At 71.8% G+C, this 16787-nt stretch carries 20 protein-coding genes; 9 read left to right on the top strand and 11 right to left on the bottom strand.

Going from position 1 to position 16787, the window contains the following annotated elements; translation table 11 throughout:
• Positions 1-18 precede the first annotated feature (18 nt).
• Positions 19-714 (bottom strand): hypothetical protein, encoded by a 696-nt coding sequence (locus OG521_17340; GenBank protein ID WUW22462.1) that lies wholly within the window; start codon positions 712-714, stop codon positions 19-21.
• 97 nt (positions 715-811) lie between these two features.
• Here OG521_17340 and OG521_17335 point away from each other — a divergent pair, with 97 nt between their 5' ends.
• Positions 812-1318, top strand: coding sequence for a hypothetical protein (locus OG521_17335; GenBank protein ID WUW22461.1), 507 nt, complete (start codon positions 812-814; stop codon positions 1316-1318).
• 14 nt (positions 1319-1332) lie between these two features.
• Here the strand turns inward: OG521_17335 and OG521_17330 are convergent, their stop codons facing one another.
• Positions 1333-2709 carry a choice-of-anchor A family protein gene (locus OG521_17330; protein WUW22460.1) on the bottom strand — a complete coding sequence of 459 codons (1377 nt, stop codon included), beginning with the start codon at positions 2707-2709 and terminating at the stop codon, positions 1333-1335.
• Between the two features lie 261 nt (positions 2710-2970).
• Here OG521_17330 and OG521_17325 point away from each other — a divergent pair, with 261 nt between their 5' ends.
• Positions 2971-4008 (top strand): endonuclease/exonuclease/phosphatase family protein, encoded by a 1038-nt coding sequence (locus OG521_17325; GenBank protein ID WUW26712.1) that lies wholly within the window; start codon positions 2971-2973, stop codon positions 4006-4008.
• Positions 4009-4122: 114 nt separating this feature from the next.
• Positions 4123-5211: a hypothetical protein gene (locus OG521_17320; GenBank protein WUW22459.1), complete on the top strand. Its 1089-nt coding sequence runs from the start codon at positions 4123-4125 to the stop codon at positions 5209-5211.
• A 14-nt stretch (positions 5212-5225) separates the two neighbouring features.
• On the opposite strand, the gene OG521_17315 is transcribed toward OG521_17320, so the two are convergent.
• Positions 5226-6311 (bottom strand): helix-turn-helix domain-containing protein, encoded by a 1086-nt coding sequence (locus OG521_17315; GenBank protein ID WUW22458.1) that lies wholly within the window; start codon positions 6309-6311, stop codon positions 5226-5228.
• Positions 6312-6410: 99 nt separating this feature from the next.
• Between OG521_17315 and OG521_17310 the strand changes: the two genes are divergently transcribed.
• Entirely contained in the window at positions 6411-7598 is a 1188-nt protein-coding gene (locus OG521_17310) for an MFS transporter (GenBank protein ID WUW22457.1), read from the top strand.
• A 34-nt stretch (positions 7599-7632) separates the two neighbouring features.
• Here OG521_17310 and OG521_17305 read toward each other — a convergent pair whose 3' ends face one another.
• Complete coding sequence (locus tag OG521_17305) at positions 7633-8211, bottom strand: dihydrofolate reductase family protein (protein ID WUW22456.1); 579 nt, start codon at positions 8209-8211, stop codon at positions 7633-7635.
• A 175-nt stretch (positions 8212-8386) separates the two neighbouring features.
• Between OG521_17305 and OG521_17300 the strand changes: the two genes are divergently transcribed.
• Entirely contained in the window at positions 8387-9283 is an 897-nt protein-coding gene (locus OG521_17300; GenBank protein ID WUW22455.1) for a LysR family transcriptional regulator, read from the top strand.
• A gap of 20 nt (positions 9284-9303) precedes the next feature.
• Here the strand turns inward: OG521_17300 and OG521_17295 are convergent, their stop codons facing one another.
• The 3 genes from OG521_17295 to OG521_17285 form a co-directional block, all read right to left on the bottom strand.
• Positions 9304-10074, bottom strand: coding sequence for an SDR family oxidoreductase (locus OG521_17295; GenBank protein WUW22454.1), 771 nt, complete (start codon positions 10072-10074; stop codon positions 9304-9306).
• Positions 10075-10433: 359 nt separating this feature from the next.
• A complete protein-coding gene (locus OG521_17290) occupies positions 10434-10850 on the bottom strand; it encodes a VOC family protein (protein ID WUW22453.1) in 417 nt (138 codons plus the stop codon).
• 56 nt (positions 10851-10906) lie between these two features.
• On the bottom strand, positions 10907-11788 hold the full coding sequence (locus tag OG521_17285; protein ID WUW22452.1) for a sigma-70 family RNA polymerase sigma factor: 882 nt from the start codon (positions 11786-11788) through the stop codon (positions 10907-10909).
• Positions 11789-11870: 82 nt separating this feature from the next.
• On the opposite strand from OG521_17285, the gene OG521_17280 reads away from it, so the two are divergent.
• Complete coding sequence (locus OG521_17280; protein WUW22451.1) at positions 11871-12221, top strand: DoxX family protein; 351 nt, start codon at positions 11871-11873, stop codon at positions 12219-12221.
• 41 nt (positions 12222-12262) lie between these two features.
• On the opposite strand, the gene OG521_17275 is transcribed toward OG521_17280, so the two are convergent.
• Positions 12263-12652: a DUF4406 domain-containing protein gene (locus OG521_17275; GenBank protein ID WUW22450.1), complete on the bottom strand. Its 390-nt coding sequence runs from the start codon at positions 12650-12652 to the stop codon at positions 12263-12265.
• A gap of 36 nt (positions 12653-12688) precedes the next feature.
• A complete protein-coding gene (gene hemC, locus OG521_17270; GenBank protein WUW22449.1) occupies positions 12689-13621 on the bottom strand; it encodes a hydroxymethylbilane synthase in 933 nt (310 codons plus the stop codon).
• Between the two features lie 96 nt (positions 13622-13717).
• Between hemC and OG521_17265 the strand changes: the two genes are divergently transcribed.
• Entirely contained in the window at positions 13718-14137 is a 420-nt protein-coding gene (locus OG521_17265) for a signal peptidase I (GenBank protein ID WUW22448.1), read from the top strand.
• Here the strand turns inward: OG521_17265 and OG521_17260 are convergent.
• Positions 14118-14297: a DUF397 domain-containing protein gene (locus tag OG521_17260; GenBank protein ID WUW22447.1), complete on the bottom strand. Its 180-nt coding sequence runs from the start codon at positions 14295-14297 to the stop codon at positions 14118-14120. The two genes, OG521_17265 and OG521_17260, sit on opposite strands and share 20 nt — an antisense overlap.
• On the bottom strand, positions 14294-15070 hold the full coding sequence (locus tag OG521_17255) for a helix-turn-helix domain-containing protein (protein ID WUW22446.1): 777 nt from the start codon (positions 15068-15070) through the stop codon (positions 14294-14296). The genes OG521_17260 and OG521_17255 overlap by 4 nt, the downstream gene beginning before the upstream one ends.
• A 117-nt stretch (positions 15071-15187) precedes the next feature.
• Between OG521_17255 and OG521_17250 the strand changes: the two genes are divergently transcribed.
• Together OG521_17250 and OG521_17245 are read left to right on the top strand one after the other, a co-directional pair.
• Entirely contained in the window at positions 15188-15613 is a 426-nt protein-coding gene (locus OG521_17250) for a hypothetical protein (protein WUW22445.1), read from the top strand.
• 110 nt (positions 15614-15723) lie between these two features.
• On the top strand, positions 15724-16764 hold the full coding sequence (locus tag OG521_17245) for a hypothetical protein (GenBank protein ID WUW22444.1): 1041 nt from the start codon (positions 15724-15726) through the stop codon (positions 16762-16764).
• The last annotated feature ends 23 nt before the right edge of the window (positions 16765-16787 follow it).

Below are 16787 nucleotides of genomic sequence, written 5' to 3'. Positions count from 1 at the left end.
AGGTGCTCCCTCTGGTCCTCAGCCCTTGACCGCGACGTGGTACGCGGAGGCCCACAGCACGGCCGCGGAGGCCAGGCCGACCGCGGCGCGCACGCTCTCGTCCGACAGGCCGGCCGCGACGAGCGCGAAGCCGGCGATCCCGACGACGGTCAGCAGTACGGCCGTTCCGTTGTACTGCCACTGGTCGTAGCAGCGCGCGAGCGGGAAGAAGTGCAGGCCCACCACGAGGGCGATGGCCGCGGGGATGAACTCGGGGCGGCCCGACGCGTTGGACGCCGCGATCACCGCGAAGACCGCCACGACCTCGACACCGTTCACGATGCCGACGGTGCGCGCCCAGTTCCGCGGGAGGTCCACCAGGCGGGGCGAGGGGGCGGCCCCCTTGCGGTGGGCGAGGAGGACCGCCGACGCGGTGAGCGCCACCGCGACGATTCCGACGGCCACGGCGGCACCCGACGACGCCAGCCCGGACGCACCGGCGAAGGCCCAGACGACGGCGAACACCGACAGCACGACGGTGCCCCGGCGGCGCAGACCGCGGGTCAGCGCGAGACATTCGGCGGCGTCCGGCGCGGCGGAGGCGGGCGCGCCGGAAGGCGCGGATACGCGCGGGCCGGAGACGGCGGAGGCGTCGGATGCACCGGAATCGTCGGACGGGCCCGGTGTCGCCGCCGGTTCCGGCGGCAGGGGCGTCGTGGGCGGTGTGGGCGTCATGGCCGGAGATTACAGCGATCATGCTGTCCGGCCGCCGGTTTTCCGGGGCCCGGTGGGCGCCGGGTGAGGCACCGCCCGGCGGCGTAGCCTGGGAATCGTGAATTCCACTCCCGCTCCCGAGGTCCTGGCCGTGCTCGGCGACCTGCTCGCCGCCGCCGCTCCCGACGATCGCGGAGCGCTGTGGCAACTGGCGCAGGAAGGACGGGAGTTGGACGCCAACCTGGTCCGTCTGCCGCCGGGCGCGGAGGTGGGGGAGCACCAGGAGGACGTCCTCGACGTCCTGCTCGTGGTCCTCGCGGGCGGCTGCCGCCTCACCCCGGGCGACGGCGGCGAGCCCCTCACCCTGGCGCCCACCACGGTCACCTGGCTGCCCCGCACCTCACGCCGCGCCCTGGCCGCCGGCCCGGACGGCCTCGCCTACCTCACGGTCCACCGCCGCCGCCCGGGCCTCGCGATCAAGCGCGGTCCGGCCCCGGCGGTGGCGTACGAGGGGGGCGAGGCGCCCTGCGCCCTGGACCGGGTCTGCCCCGAGTGCGGCCGGATGGCGCAGGAGCCGTCGCCGACGTACTGCAGCGCGTGCGGCGAACGCTTCCCCGACCGCTGACCGCTGCGGCGGGCTCAGTGGCGCGGCCGGCGGCGGAGTCCTTGCAGGAACACACCGGCGGCGACGAGCAGGAGTGCGCCGCTCGCGGCGTAGAGCGTGGTGGACGCCCCGGTGTCGGCGAGCCCGCCGCCCGGAGGCCGGTGGTGGTGCTCTCCGCCGTCGCCGTGCGGCGGGGTGGGCCGGGAGTGCGTGTGCGTCGGGGCCGGTGTCGGGGTCGTCGTCCCGTCGGTCGGCGTCGGCGTCGGCGTCGGTGTCGGGGTGGGTGTCGGCTCCTCCGTCGTCGGGGACGGCGACGGCGAGGGGGACGCGTCGTCGTCGCACTCGATGTCGGCCGCGAACGGGAACTCGTGGATCTCGCCCGCGTTCACGGACGTGGCACCGCCCTCGGTGAGCGGGCCGGCCGTCAGCTGCCGGGCCACGATCGTGCCCTCGATGTTGGAGGCGTCGATGTCGGTGAGGTGGGCGCGGGGCGCGTAGACCGTGCCCTCCAGCGAGTCGCCGTCCGCCATGGTGATGTCGGTGGCGTCGGGGAAGTTCCAGAGCGTGTACGGGGCCTGGGTGCCCGACACCCCGGCGAGGGTCGGCATGTGCCAGGTGTACGTCCCGCCGGTCCCGGTGGTGTCGACGTCGACCACGAAGGGCGTGGTCGCGGTGGGCGGGGTGCCGAAGGTGATCTCGGCGAGGTTGTTCAGCTGCTCACCGGTGAGCCGGAGGACGTTCGTCCGCCCCTCGGTGAGGGCGACGTAGGCGTTGGTCCCGGCCGGGTAGCCGGTCTGGTCGGGGAGCGGGGTGCCGGTGTCGTCGCGCAGGACGACATTGGTGTCGCACGTGTCGATCGCGTCCGAACGGTCCCGGAACTGCGCGAACAGGGCGTCCAGATCGGGGAGTCCGTCGGTGTCGAGGACCGAGAGGACCGGCTGGCGGACCGTCGTCTCGATGCGCGGGGTCGAGTTGTGGCCCGCGCCCTCGGCGACGACCTGGGTGTTGACGTCGGCACCGTTGGCGTCCGCGTCCACGACGGACGAGCCGGTCCGGTCGCCGATCTTCACGTAGCCGTCGCTGAGGACCTTCAGCACGCCCTGCGGCGAACTCGCGGCGTGGTCGGCCCGGCCCTTCACGAGCAGGGCCGTCGGCCGGGCGTCACCGGGCGCGGTGAACGTGCCGGGGGTGTGCAGGGCGACGTTGTACCCGGGCCCGTAGGTGAGGTTCCCCCCGATGGCCACCGAGCCCTCGGTCTCGGTGCTGCCCAGCGTGGCATCGTCCTGGACGAGGACCCCGAAGCCGTTGGAGCCGGCCAGCGGATTGCCCGAGTAGTCGGCGGCTGCGGGAGCGGCGAAGGCCAGGCAGAGGACACAGACGGTCGCGGCGCCGGTGAGACGGGTGCGTTTCATGCCGGGGACCGTAAATGTGATGGTCGTGCCCCGAGGAACGGCGAGGCCGCAGGGTCACTCGCACGGCGGCCGCACTCCTTCCACTGGCGGGCGGCCGCTTGCCGGGGGACGGCGCGCACTCCGTCACGTCACCCCGGGTCCGTCCCGAACCGGATGGCCGGTGAAACTGATTCACCCGGTCCGCTCGTCCTCCTGGTGAGCGAGGCGCGGGATCGAGGGAGCGGGGTGGATCGGATGGGCCGGGTGGACCAGGCGGACCAGGTGGGCCGGGCCGACCGGGCGGATCGGTCGGGCGGTGGCGCGACTCCGGTGACGGACGGCGCGGGGTCGCGTGTGCCGGGACGGCGGGCGGCGCGGTGGGCGCGGACCGGGTCGGCCTGGACACGGGGACGGGTGCTTGCCGCGGTCGCGGCGCTGACGGCGCTGCTGCTCGCGTTCCCCCGGGTGCTGCCGAACCGGCCCGGCCACCTGGGCAGTCTGCTGGAGGCGTTCCTGCCCTGGCTGGGCCTGGCCGTCGTCCCCCTCCTCGTCCTGGCCCTGCTGCGCCGCTCGTTCACCGCCCTGCTGGCGCTGCTGCTGCCGGTGGCGGCCTGGGCGTACGCGTTCGGCGGGCTGTTCCTCGCCGGGCCGGGGCCCGCCGAGGGCGACCTGGTCGTGGTGCAGCACAACGTGAGCGATGTGAACACGGACCCGGCGGGCACGGCCCGTACCCTGGCCGCGGCCGGACCCGACCTCATCGCGCTGGAGGAACTGGTCCCGGTGGCGCTTCCGGCGTACGAGAAGGCGCTCGCCCCGGAGTACCGCTTCCACGAGGTCCGGGGAACCGTCGGGATCTGGTCGAAGCACCCGCTGTCCGATACGCGCGTGGTGGACATCAGGCCCAGGGGGATCGAGGGGGGCTGGAGCCGCGGTCTGCGCACCGTGGTCCACACCCCGCGCGGCGAAGTCGCCGCCTACGTGGCCCACTTGCCGTCGATCCGGCTGGGAGCGCGAGGCTTCGCCTCCTCCTGGCGGGACGAGAGCGCCCATCTGCTGGGCCGGGCCGTGGCCGCCGAGACGGTCGCCAAGGTGATCGTGCTGGGCGACCTGAACAGCACGGTGGACGACCGCGGCCTGAACCCGCTCACCTCTCAGCTGAACGTGTCGGAACGCGGTTTCGCGTTCAGCTTCCCCGCGTCCTTCCCGCTGGCCCGGATCGACCAGATCCTGGCCCGCTCGGCGACGGTCGGCCGTATCCACACCCTCCCGGCCACGGGCAGTGACCATCTGCCGATCACGGCCCGGATCACGCTGGGCTGAGCGCCCGGCAGGCCGCCGGCCGTCAGGAGGACGGCAGTTGGGTCTGTGTGATGATGCACGGATCATTGCCCGGCCCCGGGGTGAGGCCGGGTGCGGCACAGGGGTGGGGGCAGTGTGAGCGAGGACGGGTCGTCCATACCGGACGAGGAGTGGGAGCGCTTCCTGCGGGACGCGGAGGCGGGGACTCCCGGCGCGCCCGAGGAGCCGTCGGCGCGGGCCCGGATGGTGGGGAACCGGCTGGAGGAGCGGTCCGGTCCGCCGGAGGGGTGGCGTACGCATCAGCCGCCGGCGCGGCCGGCCGGCCGGGTCCGGTACGTCGTCGGGTTCCTCGTGGCCGTCGCCCTGCTCGTCGTGGCGCTGGATCCCGGACGGGTGACCGGCTGGTTCGGCGGGGACGGGGGCGGGGACGGTGAGGTCACCGCGGTCATCACCACCGCGCCGGGGAGCCGGTCCGCGGACGAAGTGCCCACGCCCGACGATCCGTTCAGGGGCTCTCCCGCCACCGACTGGGAGGACGGGCCGGCCGCACTCACCCTGCCCGAGGCGCGGGCCACGGGCTGGATGAGCAAGGCCCAGGTCGCCCGGGCGCTCGAACGGTCCCGGGACTTCATGACCGAGTCCAACCTCGACTCCGGGGTGCTGCGCGGGGAACGCCCCGACGAGGCGATCGCACTGATCAACCCCGAGCAGGAGGACGTCCAGCAGTACCTGGCCGCCGCACTCACCGCACCGAGCCGCAGGAACGATCCGCTGCGGATGTTCAGCCGCTTCGCACCGTCGAAGGCGCGTGTCGTCGGGGACGTGGTGAAGGCCCGCGGCAGCATCACGTACCGCGAAGGCAGGCGAGGCGCGGTCGAGGTGACCGCCGATGTCACCTTCGTCTATCCGGTCGTGCGGGCCGCCGGGGGGAGCGACGAGGTCACGCGCACCATCGTGCGCCGCGAGATCGTGATGGGCTGGGACGACCCGGCGAAGGTGATCACCGAACCGGGGACGTTCACCGTCGTCTCCTACCGCTCGCACACCGCCAACGGCGGCTGCGACAACCACACCGGTTACTACCTCCCCGAGTTCGCCGCCGAACGCGTCACCGGCGGCTCCGGGGAGGGTGCCGAGGCCGATCCGTACGACCGCGACACGACGATGGACGAACTCCTGCCGCAGGGCGCGGAAAGGAAGTGCGGAGTCGCCGGCCGGCTGTGACCGGTGACCGCCCTTCAGCGCAGTACGGCCGTGAGCAGGTCGGTGCCCAGCTCCGTCAGGGCGGACAGGTCGAGGGTGTAGCGGACGTAGCGGCCGTCCCGTTGTGCCGTGAGCAGGCCCGCGCGGCGCAGGGCGGCAAGGTGGCGGGAGACCTCCGGGGGTGAGAGTCCCCAGGTGTGGGCCAGCTCGCGGGTGGTGTGGGGGCCGCGGGCCAGGGTGCGCAGCAGCCGCAGCCGGACCGGGTGCGCGAGTGCCGCCAGCCGCAGCGTCACCGTCTCCAGCGACACCGGCTCGGACGGACCGGGCTCGGTCACGGGGTACTGCACCACCGGCTGCCACCCCGGTGCGTGGACCGCCACCAGGTGCGGGCTGCCGAAGACGCTGGGGATGAACGTGACGCCCGTGCCGTGAGCGGTGGTCGCCTTGTCCTGCAGCTTGTCCACGACGATGCTGTCGCCGTCCGGTGCCAGGGTGACCGAGCCGGAGACGGCCGCGAGGGCCGCCCCGATGCCCTTGCGCCTCAGCAGGTCGTTCTTGACCCGCAGATCGGCGGCGAGCTGCGCGGCGATCCCCGCCCAGGCGGCGTCGAAGAACGCCTCGGCGCACATTTCGAGGGTGCGGCGCACACGCGCCCGCACCGCGGCCGGATCGGCCAGCAGCCGTTCCGCGAAGGCCTCCTGCTGTGCGCCGCGGGACTGGGCCAGGTCGAGGGCCCGCTCGCGCGCGGTCGCGTCGGTCAGGGGCGACGGTGTGCCGAAGTGGACCCGGTTGCTGCCGCACGCGGTGACGAGCGCGGCCGTCACGTACCGTTCGTCGCCGATCCGGTCCACGCCGTCCAGCTCCTCGGCGAGGGTGGGCCCGGGCCTGGACGGGACGAGGAAGTCGGCCTGCGAGGAACGCCAGAGGAACTCCGCCTCCCCCAGCCGCTCGGCCAGCTCGGGCCGCAGCCGCGCCCGGACGTCCGCGGCCCAGCCGGCCAGCCGCGGATGATGTGCGGGTGCGGCCAGCACGTGCAGCATCGCGGTCAGCTCGGCCAACGGGGAGGCGGTGAACCGCAGTCGCCCGGTCGGCAGGCCGCCGATGTCGATCCTCAACGTCACCCCGCCATCATCACCGACCGCCCGGCCGACGGCGTCATGGGTTGACGGACACCGTCAACCGACGCGGCCCGCCCCGGCGGCCGGACGCACCGTTGCCCCATGCCAACCACCACCAAGATCCGGCCGCACGTGCTCGTCCGGGCCTCCGGAGGCCGCCGCTATGTCGTCGCCCTGGCCGTGGACGCGCTCGGGACCGGCCTGCTGCGTCCCTTTCTGCTGCTCTACGGAGTGACCGTGCTGCGGCTGTCCGCGCCGGTCACCGGCATCGCCATGACGGCGGGCGTCGTCGTGGGCCTGGCGTGCACGCCCGGGGTGGGCCGGTGGCTGGACCGGGGCGCACGCAGCACGGTCGTGGCGGCGTCGATGCTGGTCCGGGTGCTGGGCGTGGTGCTGCTGCTGGTCACCCCGGCGGGAAACGCCTGGCTGTTCGCGACGGCGGCCCTCTTCCTCGGTATCGGCAACCAGGCGTTCCCCGCCGCCCACGCGGCCCTCGTCGCCACGATCGCCCGCGGCCGGGAACGCGACGTCGCTCTCGCGGGAGGCCGCGCCCTGCGCAACGCCGGCATGGGCGTGGGCGCGCTCGTCGCCCTGGCCTGCCTGGCGGGCGGCGCCGCCGCACTGCAGGCGCTGGCCGCCGTCACCGGGCTCGCCTATCTCGCGGCGGCGGCCCTGGCGTGGTCGGTCCGCCTCCGGGCACGTCCCGGCGCCGCCCCGGCCGCGGACGGGGACGACGGGCCCGCACCCCGGATGCGTACGCTGCTGGCCGCCAACGTGGTCTACGTCTTCTGCCTCAACGTTCCCGAGATCGCGCTCCCGCTGGTCCTGGTGACCCAGCTGGACGCCTCCCCGGCCTGGTCGGCGGTCATCTTCGTGGCGAACACGGTCCTGGTGGTCACCCTCCAGGTCCCGGTCACCGTCCTGACGTCCCGCTTCCCCCGGCGGACCGTGCTGTCCCTCGCCGGCGTCGTCCTCACCGCGTCCTACCTGGGCTTCCTCGCGGCGACCTCGCTGGGGGACGGCTGGGGTGCCCCGGCAGTCGCCGCGGTGTCCGTGGTGTGCACGCTCGGCGAGATCATCTACGCGGGCAGCGCCACCGCGCTCGTCACCGTCCTCGCCCCGGCCCACGCCCTGGGACGCACCCTGGCCCGCTTCCAGCTCTCCACGGGCCTCGGCCTCGCCGTCTCCCCGGCGGTCATCACCGCTCTCGCACCCCACGGCCCGGCAGCCCTCTGGGGCAGCCTGGCCGGAGCGACGCTCGTCTCCGCGGCCGCCGTACGGACGGACTGAGGCGTGACGGGCGGACCGCGTGCCCGGCAAGGGCTCAGGCGTGCAGGGCGGGACGGTAGACGAGCTCCTGGATGCTGCCGTCGAGGGTCCGCTGCTCGATGAGTTCGAGGTCGAAGTCGGCCGCGCCCCGGAAGATCGGCTCCAGACCGGTCCGGCCGGTGATCACGGGGAAGAGCGTCACCTGGACGCGGTCCACCAGACCGGCGGCCATCAGGGCCCGGTTCATCGACAGGCTGCCGTGCGAGCGCAACGGCACCGGGGACTCCTCCTTGAGCCGGGCGACGACATCGACGGCGTCGCCGCTCACGACCTGCGCGTCCGGCCAGTCGAGGGGCTCCTCCAGCGTGGTCGACACCACGGTGGCCGGGAGGCTCCGCATCCGGGTGACCCACGGGTCACGCACATCGGAGTCCGCGGTGCTCGACGCCAGCATCTCCGCGAACGCGCGGTACGTGTGGGCCCCGAGGACCATCCGCTGCTCCTCGGCGTACAGCGCGAGGCGGTGGTCGAGGAGCTCGGGGCCCTGTTTGCCCCAGTAGCCGGTCCAGTCGCCGCCGGCGGCGCCGTAGCCGTCGAGGCTGGAGAAGATGTCGAAGGTGTAGGCGACGGTCATGATGCGCTCCTCGACTGCGGTGGGTCAGATAGGTGCGGATATACACGTACAGACCGGTGGCCGCACCGAAACTCATCGATCGGCGCGTCGCGCTCCGCAGGAGTAAAGGTGCCGCCGTACGCGTTGTCAGCACGATGACCAACGCCGATGACCGACGTCGATGGGACGGGAGCCGATGAGCCTCCGGCAGTACGAGTACGCCCTGGCCGTTGCCGAGGAGGGCTCGGTGACGGCGGCGGCGGAGCTGCTGCGCGTCGCGCAGCCGTCGGTGTCCCAGCAGATCCGCGGCCTGGAGCGGGAACTCGGCGTGCAGCTGTTCGCCCGTACGCCGACCGGGCTGGTGCCCACCGTCGTCGGCCGCGCGTTCCTGCGGGAGGCGGAGGTCGCGGTGAGCGCCTCGCGGCGGGCGCGGGCGACGGCGCGGGCCGGCGCGGACGACGTGGTGGGTGAGCTGGTGGTCGCGGCGCAGATGGGCTTCGGCACGCGGCAGTTGCCGGGTGCGCTGAGCACACTGCGGCGCCGCTACCCGCGGCTGGAGGTCACCGTCTTCGAGGAGCCGAGCTCCGCGGAGCTGGAGCGGCTGTGCCGGCGGGGCGTGCTGGACCTCGCGCTGATGGCGGCGTGCGAGCGGAGCCCCGCCGACGCCCACCACCTCGGCGACGAGGAGTTCGTCGTGGTGCTGGGCGCCGGGCACCGGCTGCTCGCCGCGGACCGGGTCGGGCTGGACGCGCTGGAGGGCGAGTCGTGGGTGAGGTTCGACCGCGACAGCGCACTGGACGGGGTGCTGCTGAGCGTGGCGCGCGACAACGGACTGACCCCGGCCACGGCCGCCCGCGTGTCCCAGACGGCGACGGCCGTGCGCTGGGCCGCCCACGGGCTGGGAGTGACCCTGGTCCCGGCCTCCGCCGTGCCCGAGGGCTACGAGCAGCTCGTCCGTCCGGTGCTCCCGGCCGTGTCCCAGCCCGTGATCGCGGTGGTCCGGCAGGGCGCGGGCCCGGCGGAGACGGCCCTGCTCGAACTCCTGCGTGCGGCGGCGTGGTCCGAGCCCGAGCCCGTCTCACCGGTGTCCTGACGGCGGCGACGGTGAGGGCCTCAGCCCCGGGGGAACTCACCACCGTCCACCACGAGATCACTTCCGGTCACCCAGCTCGCCCGGTCGGACACGAGGAACAGCACCGCCTGGGCGATGTCGTCGGGCCGGCCGTCGCGCCCCAGCGGCACGGCGGTGACCTCCTGGCTCTGCGCGGGGTCCAGCCGGGCCCACTGCTCCCGCGTCGCCTCGCCGCCCGGGGTGGCGACACGGCCCGGGGTCACGGTGTTGACCCGGATTCCCGACGGAGCCAGCTCTGATGCCAGCCCCCGGCTGTAGTTCTCCAGCGCGGCCTTCGCGGCCGTGTAGTGCAGGAACGGCGGGGGAGTGGCCGGCACCGCGGCCGAGGAGATGTGCACGATCGCCCCCGAACGGCGTTCCCGCATCTCCGGCACCAGCAGCGCGTCGAGCCGTACCGACGCCAGGAAGTTCAGCTCCAGCGCCTCCTGCCACGCCTCGTCGGGAATGGCCGCAGAGCCCTGGTACGGCTGCGCCCCACCCGCGTTGTGCACGATGACGTCCACCCCGCCGAGCACGTCCTGAACGCTCACGGCGAGCGCCTCCGCACCGGCCCGCGTCCGGACGTCCGCCGCCACGAAGGAGGCCCCCTCCGGCACCGTGTCCGTCGCCGACCTGGCGGTCGTGAGCACCTGGGCACCCGCATCGAGGAGCCGGCGCACGACGGCCGCCCCGATGCCGCGGGAACCACCTGTGACCAGGGCCCGCTTTCCGGCTAGTTCACGCGTTCCCGATTCGATTCCGATCGTGGTCATGCCACCGGTTCCTTTCGACTGCGTGAGTATCCGCCCGACGGAACAGGAGCCGTGGATGGGCGGGTTCCTGGTCGAGCTGTTTCACGGTACGTTCGGAAAAGAACGAGGGGCAAAGACCAATTATCAGCAGGGGGTATAGGGGTTCCCTATACCGCGCCCGATCCCGCGGTTCGGGCGCGGCAGGGTCGGTCGTTCATCGGTCTGCGACACGGGAATGCTCAAGACAGGGCGGCAATAGCACCCGCAGGTGTCATAAACTCCGTCATTCTCGCAGTGGGTGCCGTCGCCCATATATTCGGTGAGCGGCCAGGACGTGATTCCCGATTCCCGTATACCGGCACTGCGAATGGCTGCATGCGCTATTTCTGCGGTGCCGGTGCCGGTGCCGGTGCCAGCGTGCGCACGACGCAGAACTCGTTTCCCTCGGGGTCCGCCATGACCACCCAGCTACGGTCCGAGCCCTGGCCCACATCTGCATGCGTGGCGCCGAGGCCGAGGAGCCTGGTCACCTCGTCCTGGGTGCTGCAGTCGATCGGGCTGACGTCGAGGTGCAGTCTGTTCTTCACCACCGTCCTGCCCTCGGGCACCCGGATGAAGTGAAGAGTGGGCGGCATCTGACGGGCCTGGATGTCCTCGACGGTCGGCTCCCAGGAGCTGATCTCGACCTTGTCCTCGCTCCGGTCGATCACGTTGAATCCAAGGACCTCGCACCAGAAGGCGGCGAGTATCTCGGGGTCGTGGCAGTCAACGGTCAACTCGGTGAATCTGCTGGTCATGAATCTTCCCCGGTTCGTTGGCGCGGACGGGACCGGTGACGTCCCGTTGTTGCGGTTCAAGCGGTTGCTGACGGCAGAGCGGCCGTGAAACGGTCGTCGATTCGTGCCGACCGCAGCGTGATCCTAGTGACCTTCGGTCCGGCCGTCCTGAACTCGATCGTGGCGAGGGGATGGCCTCCGGGGGCGATGACGTACACCGGCCGGTCGTCGAGGGCGAGCGTGCAGAGCGCCTGAATGCGGTCGCGGAAGTGCACGGTCTCGGTGGCGATGTCGACGGCACCGACGACGAGGCTGCGGGCGCCGCGAGGCAGGAGCGCGGCGTCGGCGTCGCGGACGCTGTCGGGCGCGAGTAACTGGAGCATCCTGCGGGTGTCCCCGGTCCGGGCCGCCGCCAGGAAGGCTTCGACGATTTCCGGGTCCGGGATCTCCCGGTCCGCGCGACCGTCCCGCTCCGGGGCGTGCGGGGTTCCGCCGAGGCGTTGCCGGGCCCTGCTGGCGTGCTTCTTGGCACCGGACACGGTCCCGTCCAGTACGTGAGCGATCCGGTCGAACGGCACGGAGAACAGGTCGTGCAGAACGTAGGCAACCCGCTGGGGCGGGGTCAGCTGGTTCAACAGGACCATGAGCGCCCGGGAGACGTCCTCCGTGCGGAGGACCGCCTCGTCGGCGGCCAGTTCCGCGGCCGGGACGGCGTCCGCGAGCAGTGGCGCCTCGTTACGACGGCGCCGGGCGCGCAGCTCGTCCAGGCAGATCCTGGCGGTGACCGTCGTGAGCCACGCCGACGGGTTCTCGATCGGCGGTGACGACCGGGCGGCCATGGCCCGCAGCCACGCCGTCTGGACGGCGTCCTGGGCGTCATGGGCCGAGCCGAGCATGCGGTGGGCAGCCGACAGCAGATGCGGTCGTGCGGTCTCGAATTCCTCGACCGTGATCGGCATGGGTGTCACCTTTCGGGTCCGGCCGGCGTCAGGACGGTCGGACAACCCATTCCTGCTCGCCTCCCGAGGAGATGACACCGTCATGATCCTACTGACCGTCGCCACTGTTGCGTGCGTCGTCGCGAACGCGTTCATCGCGATCGCGGACTACGCGCGGGCACCCTTCGTACTCGCGAACTCCGCGGGGGTCGGAGTACCGCCGGCCGCGGTGCCCTACCTGGCCACCCTCAAACTCGCGGGCGCCGTCGGCCTCGCCGTCGGGCTTCTCGGGGTGCCCTGGCTGGGCCTTGCGGCAGGAATCGGCCTCACCGTGTTCTTCGTCGGCGCGGTCCTGGCCCACGTCCGCGCGCGTGTCTTCCGGAACATCGCGTTCCCGGGCGGCTACCTGCTGCTCGCGGTCGCCGCCACCGCCTATTTCGCGATCAAGCTCTGACCCGGGCGAACCGGGTGGCCTCGGACGCCCTGGACGACCGGTCAGGCGTCGGGGTCGACTTCGGGGTGCGTGAACCGCACGGGCCTGCCCAGCGACCGGGCGTAGGCGATTTCGGCCCGCGTGCTGTCGCCGATGTAGTCACCGACCACGAGTACCTCGTCAGCGAGCCGGATCTTCGCCCGGTGCAGATCGTCGAGCCGGAGCTTCAGTGCCTCGGCCTCGACGGGATCGGACCGGAGTTCGTGCGGCGACTTCATGTCGCAGCCCGGTTTGACGACAATCCTTCCGGCCTTGGTCTCCCGCAGATCGGCCTCGTTCATCTGGGCCATGAAGCGGGTCGAACCGCAGATCACGACGATCCGAGGGAGGCTCAACAGCTTCTTCGCTTCGGCGAGCTTCTCCTCGGCGGTGAGCGGTCGCGGGGATGGCACGGGTACCTCCGGTCACTGACCCCTGGAATGGATCACCTAGTGAGCGATCCCGTCGATCAGGTCCCGGGCGCCCTGGCGCAGGAGGGCGACGGCGACCGAGGTGCCGAGGGTGGCGGGGTCGAGGCGTCCGGCCCACTCGTGGGCGTTCAGGACGGTCTTCCCGTCCGGGGTGAAGACCTTGGTCCGCAGGGTGAGTTCGCCGTTCCCCTCGACCTGCGCGTACCCGGCGATCGGGCTGTTGCAGTGCCCTTGGAGAACGTGCAGGAACATGCGCTCGGCCGTTGCCTCGCGGTGCGTGGCGGGATCGCCGAGGGCGCTCACGCGGTCGATGAGCGCGGTGTCGCCCTCACGGCACTGAAGCGCCAGGATCCCCGCACCGATGGGCGGGCACATCACCTCGGGCGTCAGGATCTCGGAGATCACGTCGGTGCGCCCGATGCGTTCCAGACCGGATACGGCCAGGAGCAGCGCATCGGCGTCCCCCGCGGCGAGCTTCTCCAGGCGCCGGTTGGCGTTGCCCCGCATCGGTACGCAGTCCAGATGCGGGTGGGAGGCGGCGAGCTGGGCGATGCGCCGGACGGACGAGGTGCCGATCCGGGTGCCCGGCGGGAGCTGGTCGAGGTGCAGGCCGTCCGGGTGGATGAGCGCGTCCCGGACGTCGTCGCGCTTGAGGAACGCCGCGAACGTCGTACCGGCGGGCAGGGGCCGGTCGGCCGGGATGTCCTTGACGCAGTGCACCGCGAGATCGGCGTCACCGGCGAGCAGTGCCTGGTCGACCTCCTTGGTGAACGCGCCCTTCCCCTCGACCAGGGCCAGGTCGCCCATCCACTTGTCGCCGGTCGTCTTCACCGGGACGACCTCGGTGCGGACGTCGGGGTACAGCGCGGCCAGCTCGGCGCGTACGCGCTCGACCTGAGCGAGCGCCATGGGCGAATCACGGGACACGATACGAACGAGATCAGCGGCCATATCACCACGATAGCCCTCGGGGAAGAGGCCCCGGCGGATATCGAAGCGGCGGCCCGTCCCAGGACGGAACTTCGGCCCCTGCTACGTTCCGGAATCATGAACAGCAGTGTGTACGTGGGAAACGCGGGCAAGGACGCGGCGCTGGACCGGGGCTGGCTGCTCGGCCACTTCAAGGACGCCAACGATCCTCGGCACAGCGAGGACGTGGAGATCAAGTGGGGTGTGCACCCGCCGGGCGACGAGCGGGCCCAGTGGGTGACCGGCGAGGCGCGCACCGCTCTGCTGGTCCTGATCAGCGGCCGTTTCCGGGTGGAGCTGCCCGGACGCAGCGTGCTCCTGGCCGAGCAGGGGGACTATGTCGTGTGGGGGCACGGCGTCGACCACTCCTGGTTCGCCGAGGAGGAGTCCGTGGTGCTGACGGTCCGCTGGCCGTCCGTGCCCGGCTACAAGGTGCCCGACGCATCCGATCACACCGGGCCGGGGCACCCCGGAGGAGCTACGACGCCGCGTACGTGAGGAAGCGCGACCAGGCGGCGGGGGAGAGCGCGAGCGCGGGGACGGTGAGGTCCTTGGAGTCGCGGACGTGGATGGTGTGGGGGCAGGTGGCGACCTCTACGCAGTCGCCGCCGTTCGGGGCGCTGTAGCTGCTCTTGAACCACTTCAGGTCAGTGCTCATAGTCCTTCTGCTATCTGCTTGATCAGCCCACGCGACTCTTCAAGCCCGTGAGCCTGGGTCCGGAGCATGCCATACGTCGCAAACAAGTCTCCCAGTTGGGGTTGTTCACTGACAACGAAGTTCCGTCCCTGCACCTCCAGATACGCCAGCCGTCGCCGGTCGTCGGTCTCCAGCAGCACGAAGGGTCCGGCCATTCCGACGTGCGTCTCCCGGTGGGGAGACATCACCTGGATGTGCACATTCCGCAACTCGCTCACTTCAAGAAGGTGCTGAAGCTGCGCTCGGTGCACGTCTCGTCCGCCGATAGGGCGAGTGACCGCGCTGATTTCCAGGATGAAGCTGATGTCCGGCAGCGGCTTGCGCGTCAGCAGGGTCTGTCGTGCAAGGCGCCCGGCCACCAGTCGTTCGATCTCGTCATCGTCGAGGGGCGGGCAGACTCCCTGGTGCAGGGCGTGCGCGTGCGCCTCGGTCTGTAGCAGGCCGGGCATGGTGCTGGACTCGTACTGGTACCGCGCCACCGCCTTGGCTTCCTCCTCGGCGAACGGCTCGAACCAGGTGGCCACGCTGCTGAACTTCAACTGCACCGCCGCAGCGATCAGAGCACCGTTGGCACCGAGCGCCGCATCGGCCAGTGGGACGAAATCCCCCTTCGGCGGCCGCTGCCCCCGCTCCACCATCGCCACCTGCGACTTGGAGAACCCGATCCTGCCCCCTAACCCCTCCTGCGAGAGTCCGGCCAGTTCGCGGAAATGCCGCAACAACGCCCCGAACATCTCGGCAGTCCCGCCACCGGTACTACTGGGGTGCACACCCTCACCTCCAAGTACACAGCAGTGCACAGATGCCTTGTGTCCCTGGTCACCGTACGTGTGGGCGCCGACGCTTTACGTATGGAACCGAAAAATTCACCGGACCCGATGCCCTCCTGGATTCCCGCCACCGGGCACGCCCTGCGGCACGCCGGGATTCACTTCGACGCCGTACGCGTCATCGGCGTTCTGGGGGAACAAGTCGCTTACGAGGTAATGCAGTTCACGGACTTCGCCGCCGGTCCCGTGGTCCGCTCGCACATCGGCGAACGCAACATGTACTTCCTGCTGCCGCCCGGGAGCGCTCGTGCGTACCGATGGCCCGTCGGGGCCGAGGCGTTGGTGCGGGAAGGGGGTGCCTTCGTCGGGGTGCCCGCCCTGCGCGGACTGACGTACCCGCTGGACTGGCGTTCGCTGCCCACGGCGCAAGTCCCGTTCGTGGACGCGGAACTGTTGTTCGAGCTGCTGTGCGAGGTGGTCGACGTGCAGAAACCTGCTGTACGGTGATCGCGTCATTACACTCCGTGCGCTTCAGCGCACAGGGCGGCCCCCGGCGGTGTTACCAGCACCGTATGCCGAGGGCCTTCACCCCACGATGGATCAGAGGTCCACCGAGAATGCTCTGTCATGCTATCTCGCCGTCCCGCGGCTATGTGAAGGCCGCGCACGACATCGTGCGCCATCCGCGCCTCGGCAGCGACGCGAAGATCTTGATCGCCTATGTGCAGGGGCTGCCCGAGAAGTGGGCCGGCAAGGCCCTCAGTGAGCACGCCAAGAAGCTCGGTATCACCGGGCGGGCCTACCAGAAGGCCAAGAGCCAGCTCAAGGCCCACGGCTTCGTCCACGAGTGGCGGCGGCAGGGTGACCGTGGGCTGTGGGTGACCGATCAGCTCCTCTCCAACGTGCCGCTCTCCGACGACGAGGCCCGCCGGGTCCGCGACGGCGGGGCCGCCTCGCCGCCGGTCCGGCCGCCGAGTGAGCGGAATCCGGCCGTCGGTGATCCGGGCGCCCGGTCCGTCGGTGGTCAACTACCGGTGGATGAAGAACGTGAGGAGAACTCATCCCACCCACCCACCGAAGCGCCCGAGCAGGCGGGCGAGCCGGTCGGCGCGGACCCCGCCGACCCGCAAGTCGCCGAGGCCGAGCGCGTGTTGCTCTCGCTCCGGCACGCGGACCTTCAGCTGCGTCTCGGCGTCCGCGAGGCCCGCAGTCTCGCCGACACGGCGGCCGACTGGCTTCGGCGCGGGGTGAACGCGGCCGAGCTGCGGCACGCGCTCAGCAGGGGGCTGCCCGAGGGCGGGGTCCGGTACGCCTGCGGGTTCCTGCGCAAACGGCTCGTACGCATGATGCCGGAGCCACTGCGCGACGAACCACTGCGCGACGAGCCGCCCGCATCCGTTCCGCCTGCCCCGCCCGCCGTCAGGCAGGTCATCGCCTGCCAGGCGGCGGAGGAGGGTGCCGAACACGTCTTCCGGCCCAGGGGCGACGAGACGGTGTGCGGGCCGTGCTCCCGGGAGGCCGCGTGGGAGGCACACACGGCCAGATGGGAACCGCCGCCCTTCGACGAGAACTTCAAGGCGCCCGAGCCGTTGCCCTGGCGTGAGCGTGTCGCGGCCATCCGGGCCGCGGACGCCGAGGACGTCGGAGTGGCCGGGTGAAGCGTACGGCCGTTCGCCGGTGT

This window comes from Streptomyces sp. NBC_01463 (assembly GCA_036227345.1).
Lineage (GTDB): Bacteria > Actinomycetota > Actinomycetes > Streptomycetales > Streptomycetaceae > Streptomyces.
This window is presented reverse-complemented; position numbering and strand designations above follow the sequence as displayed.

What these genes read in the sequence shown, in the direction of transcription:
- OG521_17290 (WUW22453.1), bottom strand. Translation starts at nt 10,850, where the DNA reads ATGACCAGCAGATTCACCGAGTTGACCGTTGACTGCCACGACCCCGAG.
- OG521_17300 (WUW22455.1), top strand. Translation starts at nt 8,387, where the DNA reads ATGAGCCTCCGGCAGTACGAGTACGCCCTGGCCGTTGCCGAGGAGGGC.
- OG521_17340 (WUW22462.1), bottom strand. Translation starts at nt 714, where the DNA reads ATGACGCCCACACCGCCCACGACGCCCCTGCCGCCGGAACCGGCGGCG.
- OG521_17245 (WUW22444.1), top strand. Translation starts at nt 15,724, where the DNA reads ATGCTCTGTCATGCTATCTCGCCGTCCCGCGGCTATGTGAAGGCCGCG.
- OG521_17265 (WUW22448.1), top strand. Translation starts at nt 13,718, where the DNA reads ATGAACAGCAGTGTGTACGTGGGAAACGCGGGCAAGGACGCGGCGCTG.
- OG521_17250 (WUW22445.1), top strand. Translation starts at nt 15,188, where the DNA reads ATGGAACCGAAAAATTCACCGGACCCGATGCCCTCCTGGATTCCCGCC.
- OG521_17255 (WUW22446.1), bottom strand. Translation starts at nt 15,070, where the DNA reads ATGTTCGGGGCGTTGTTGCGGCATTTCCGCGAACTGGCCGGACTCTCG.
- OG521_17310 (WUW22457.1), top strand. Translation starts at nt 6,411, where the DNA reads ATGCCAACCACCACCAAGATCCGGCCGCACGTGCTCGTCCGGGCCTCC.
- OG521_17285 (WUW22452.1), bottom strand. Translation starts at nt 11,788, where the DNA reads ATGCCGATCACGGTCGAGGAATTCGAGACCGCACGACCGCATCTGCTG.
- OG521_17260 (WUW22447.1), bottom strand. Translation starts at nt 14,297, where the DNA reads ATGAGCACTGACCTGAAGTGGTTCAAGAGCAGCTACAGCGCCCCGAAC.
- OG521_17280 (WUW22451.1), top strand. Translation starts at nt 11,871, where the DNA reads ATGATCCTACTGACCGTCGCCACTGTTGCGTGCGTCGTCGCGAACGCG.
- OG521_17305 (WUW22456.1), bottom strand. Translation starts at nt 8,211, where the DNA reads ATGACCGTCGCCTACACCTTCGACATCTTCTCCAGCCTCGACGGCTAC.
- hemC (WUW22449.1), bottom strand. Translation starts at nt 13,621, where the DNA reads ATGGCCGCTGATCTCGTTCGTATCGTGTCCCGTGATTCGCCCATGGCG.
- OG521_17295 (WUW22454.1), bottom strand. Translation starts at nt 10,074, where the DNA reads ATGACCACGATCGGAATCGAATCGGGAACGCGTGAACTAGCCGGAAAG.
- OG521_17330 (WUW22460.1), bottom strand. Translation starts at nt 2,709, where the DNA reads ATGAAACGCACCCGTCTCACCGGCGCCGCGACCGTCTGTGTCCTCTGC.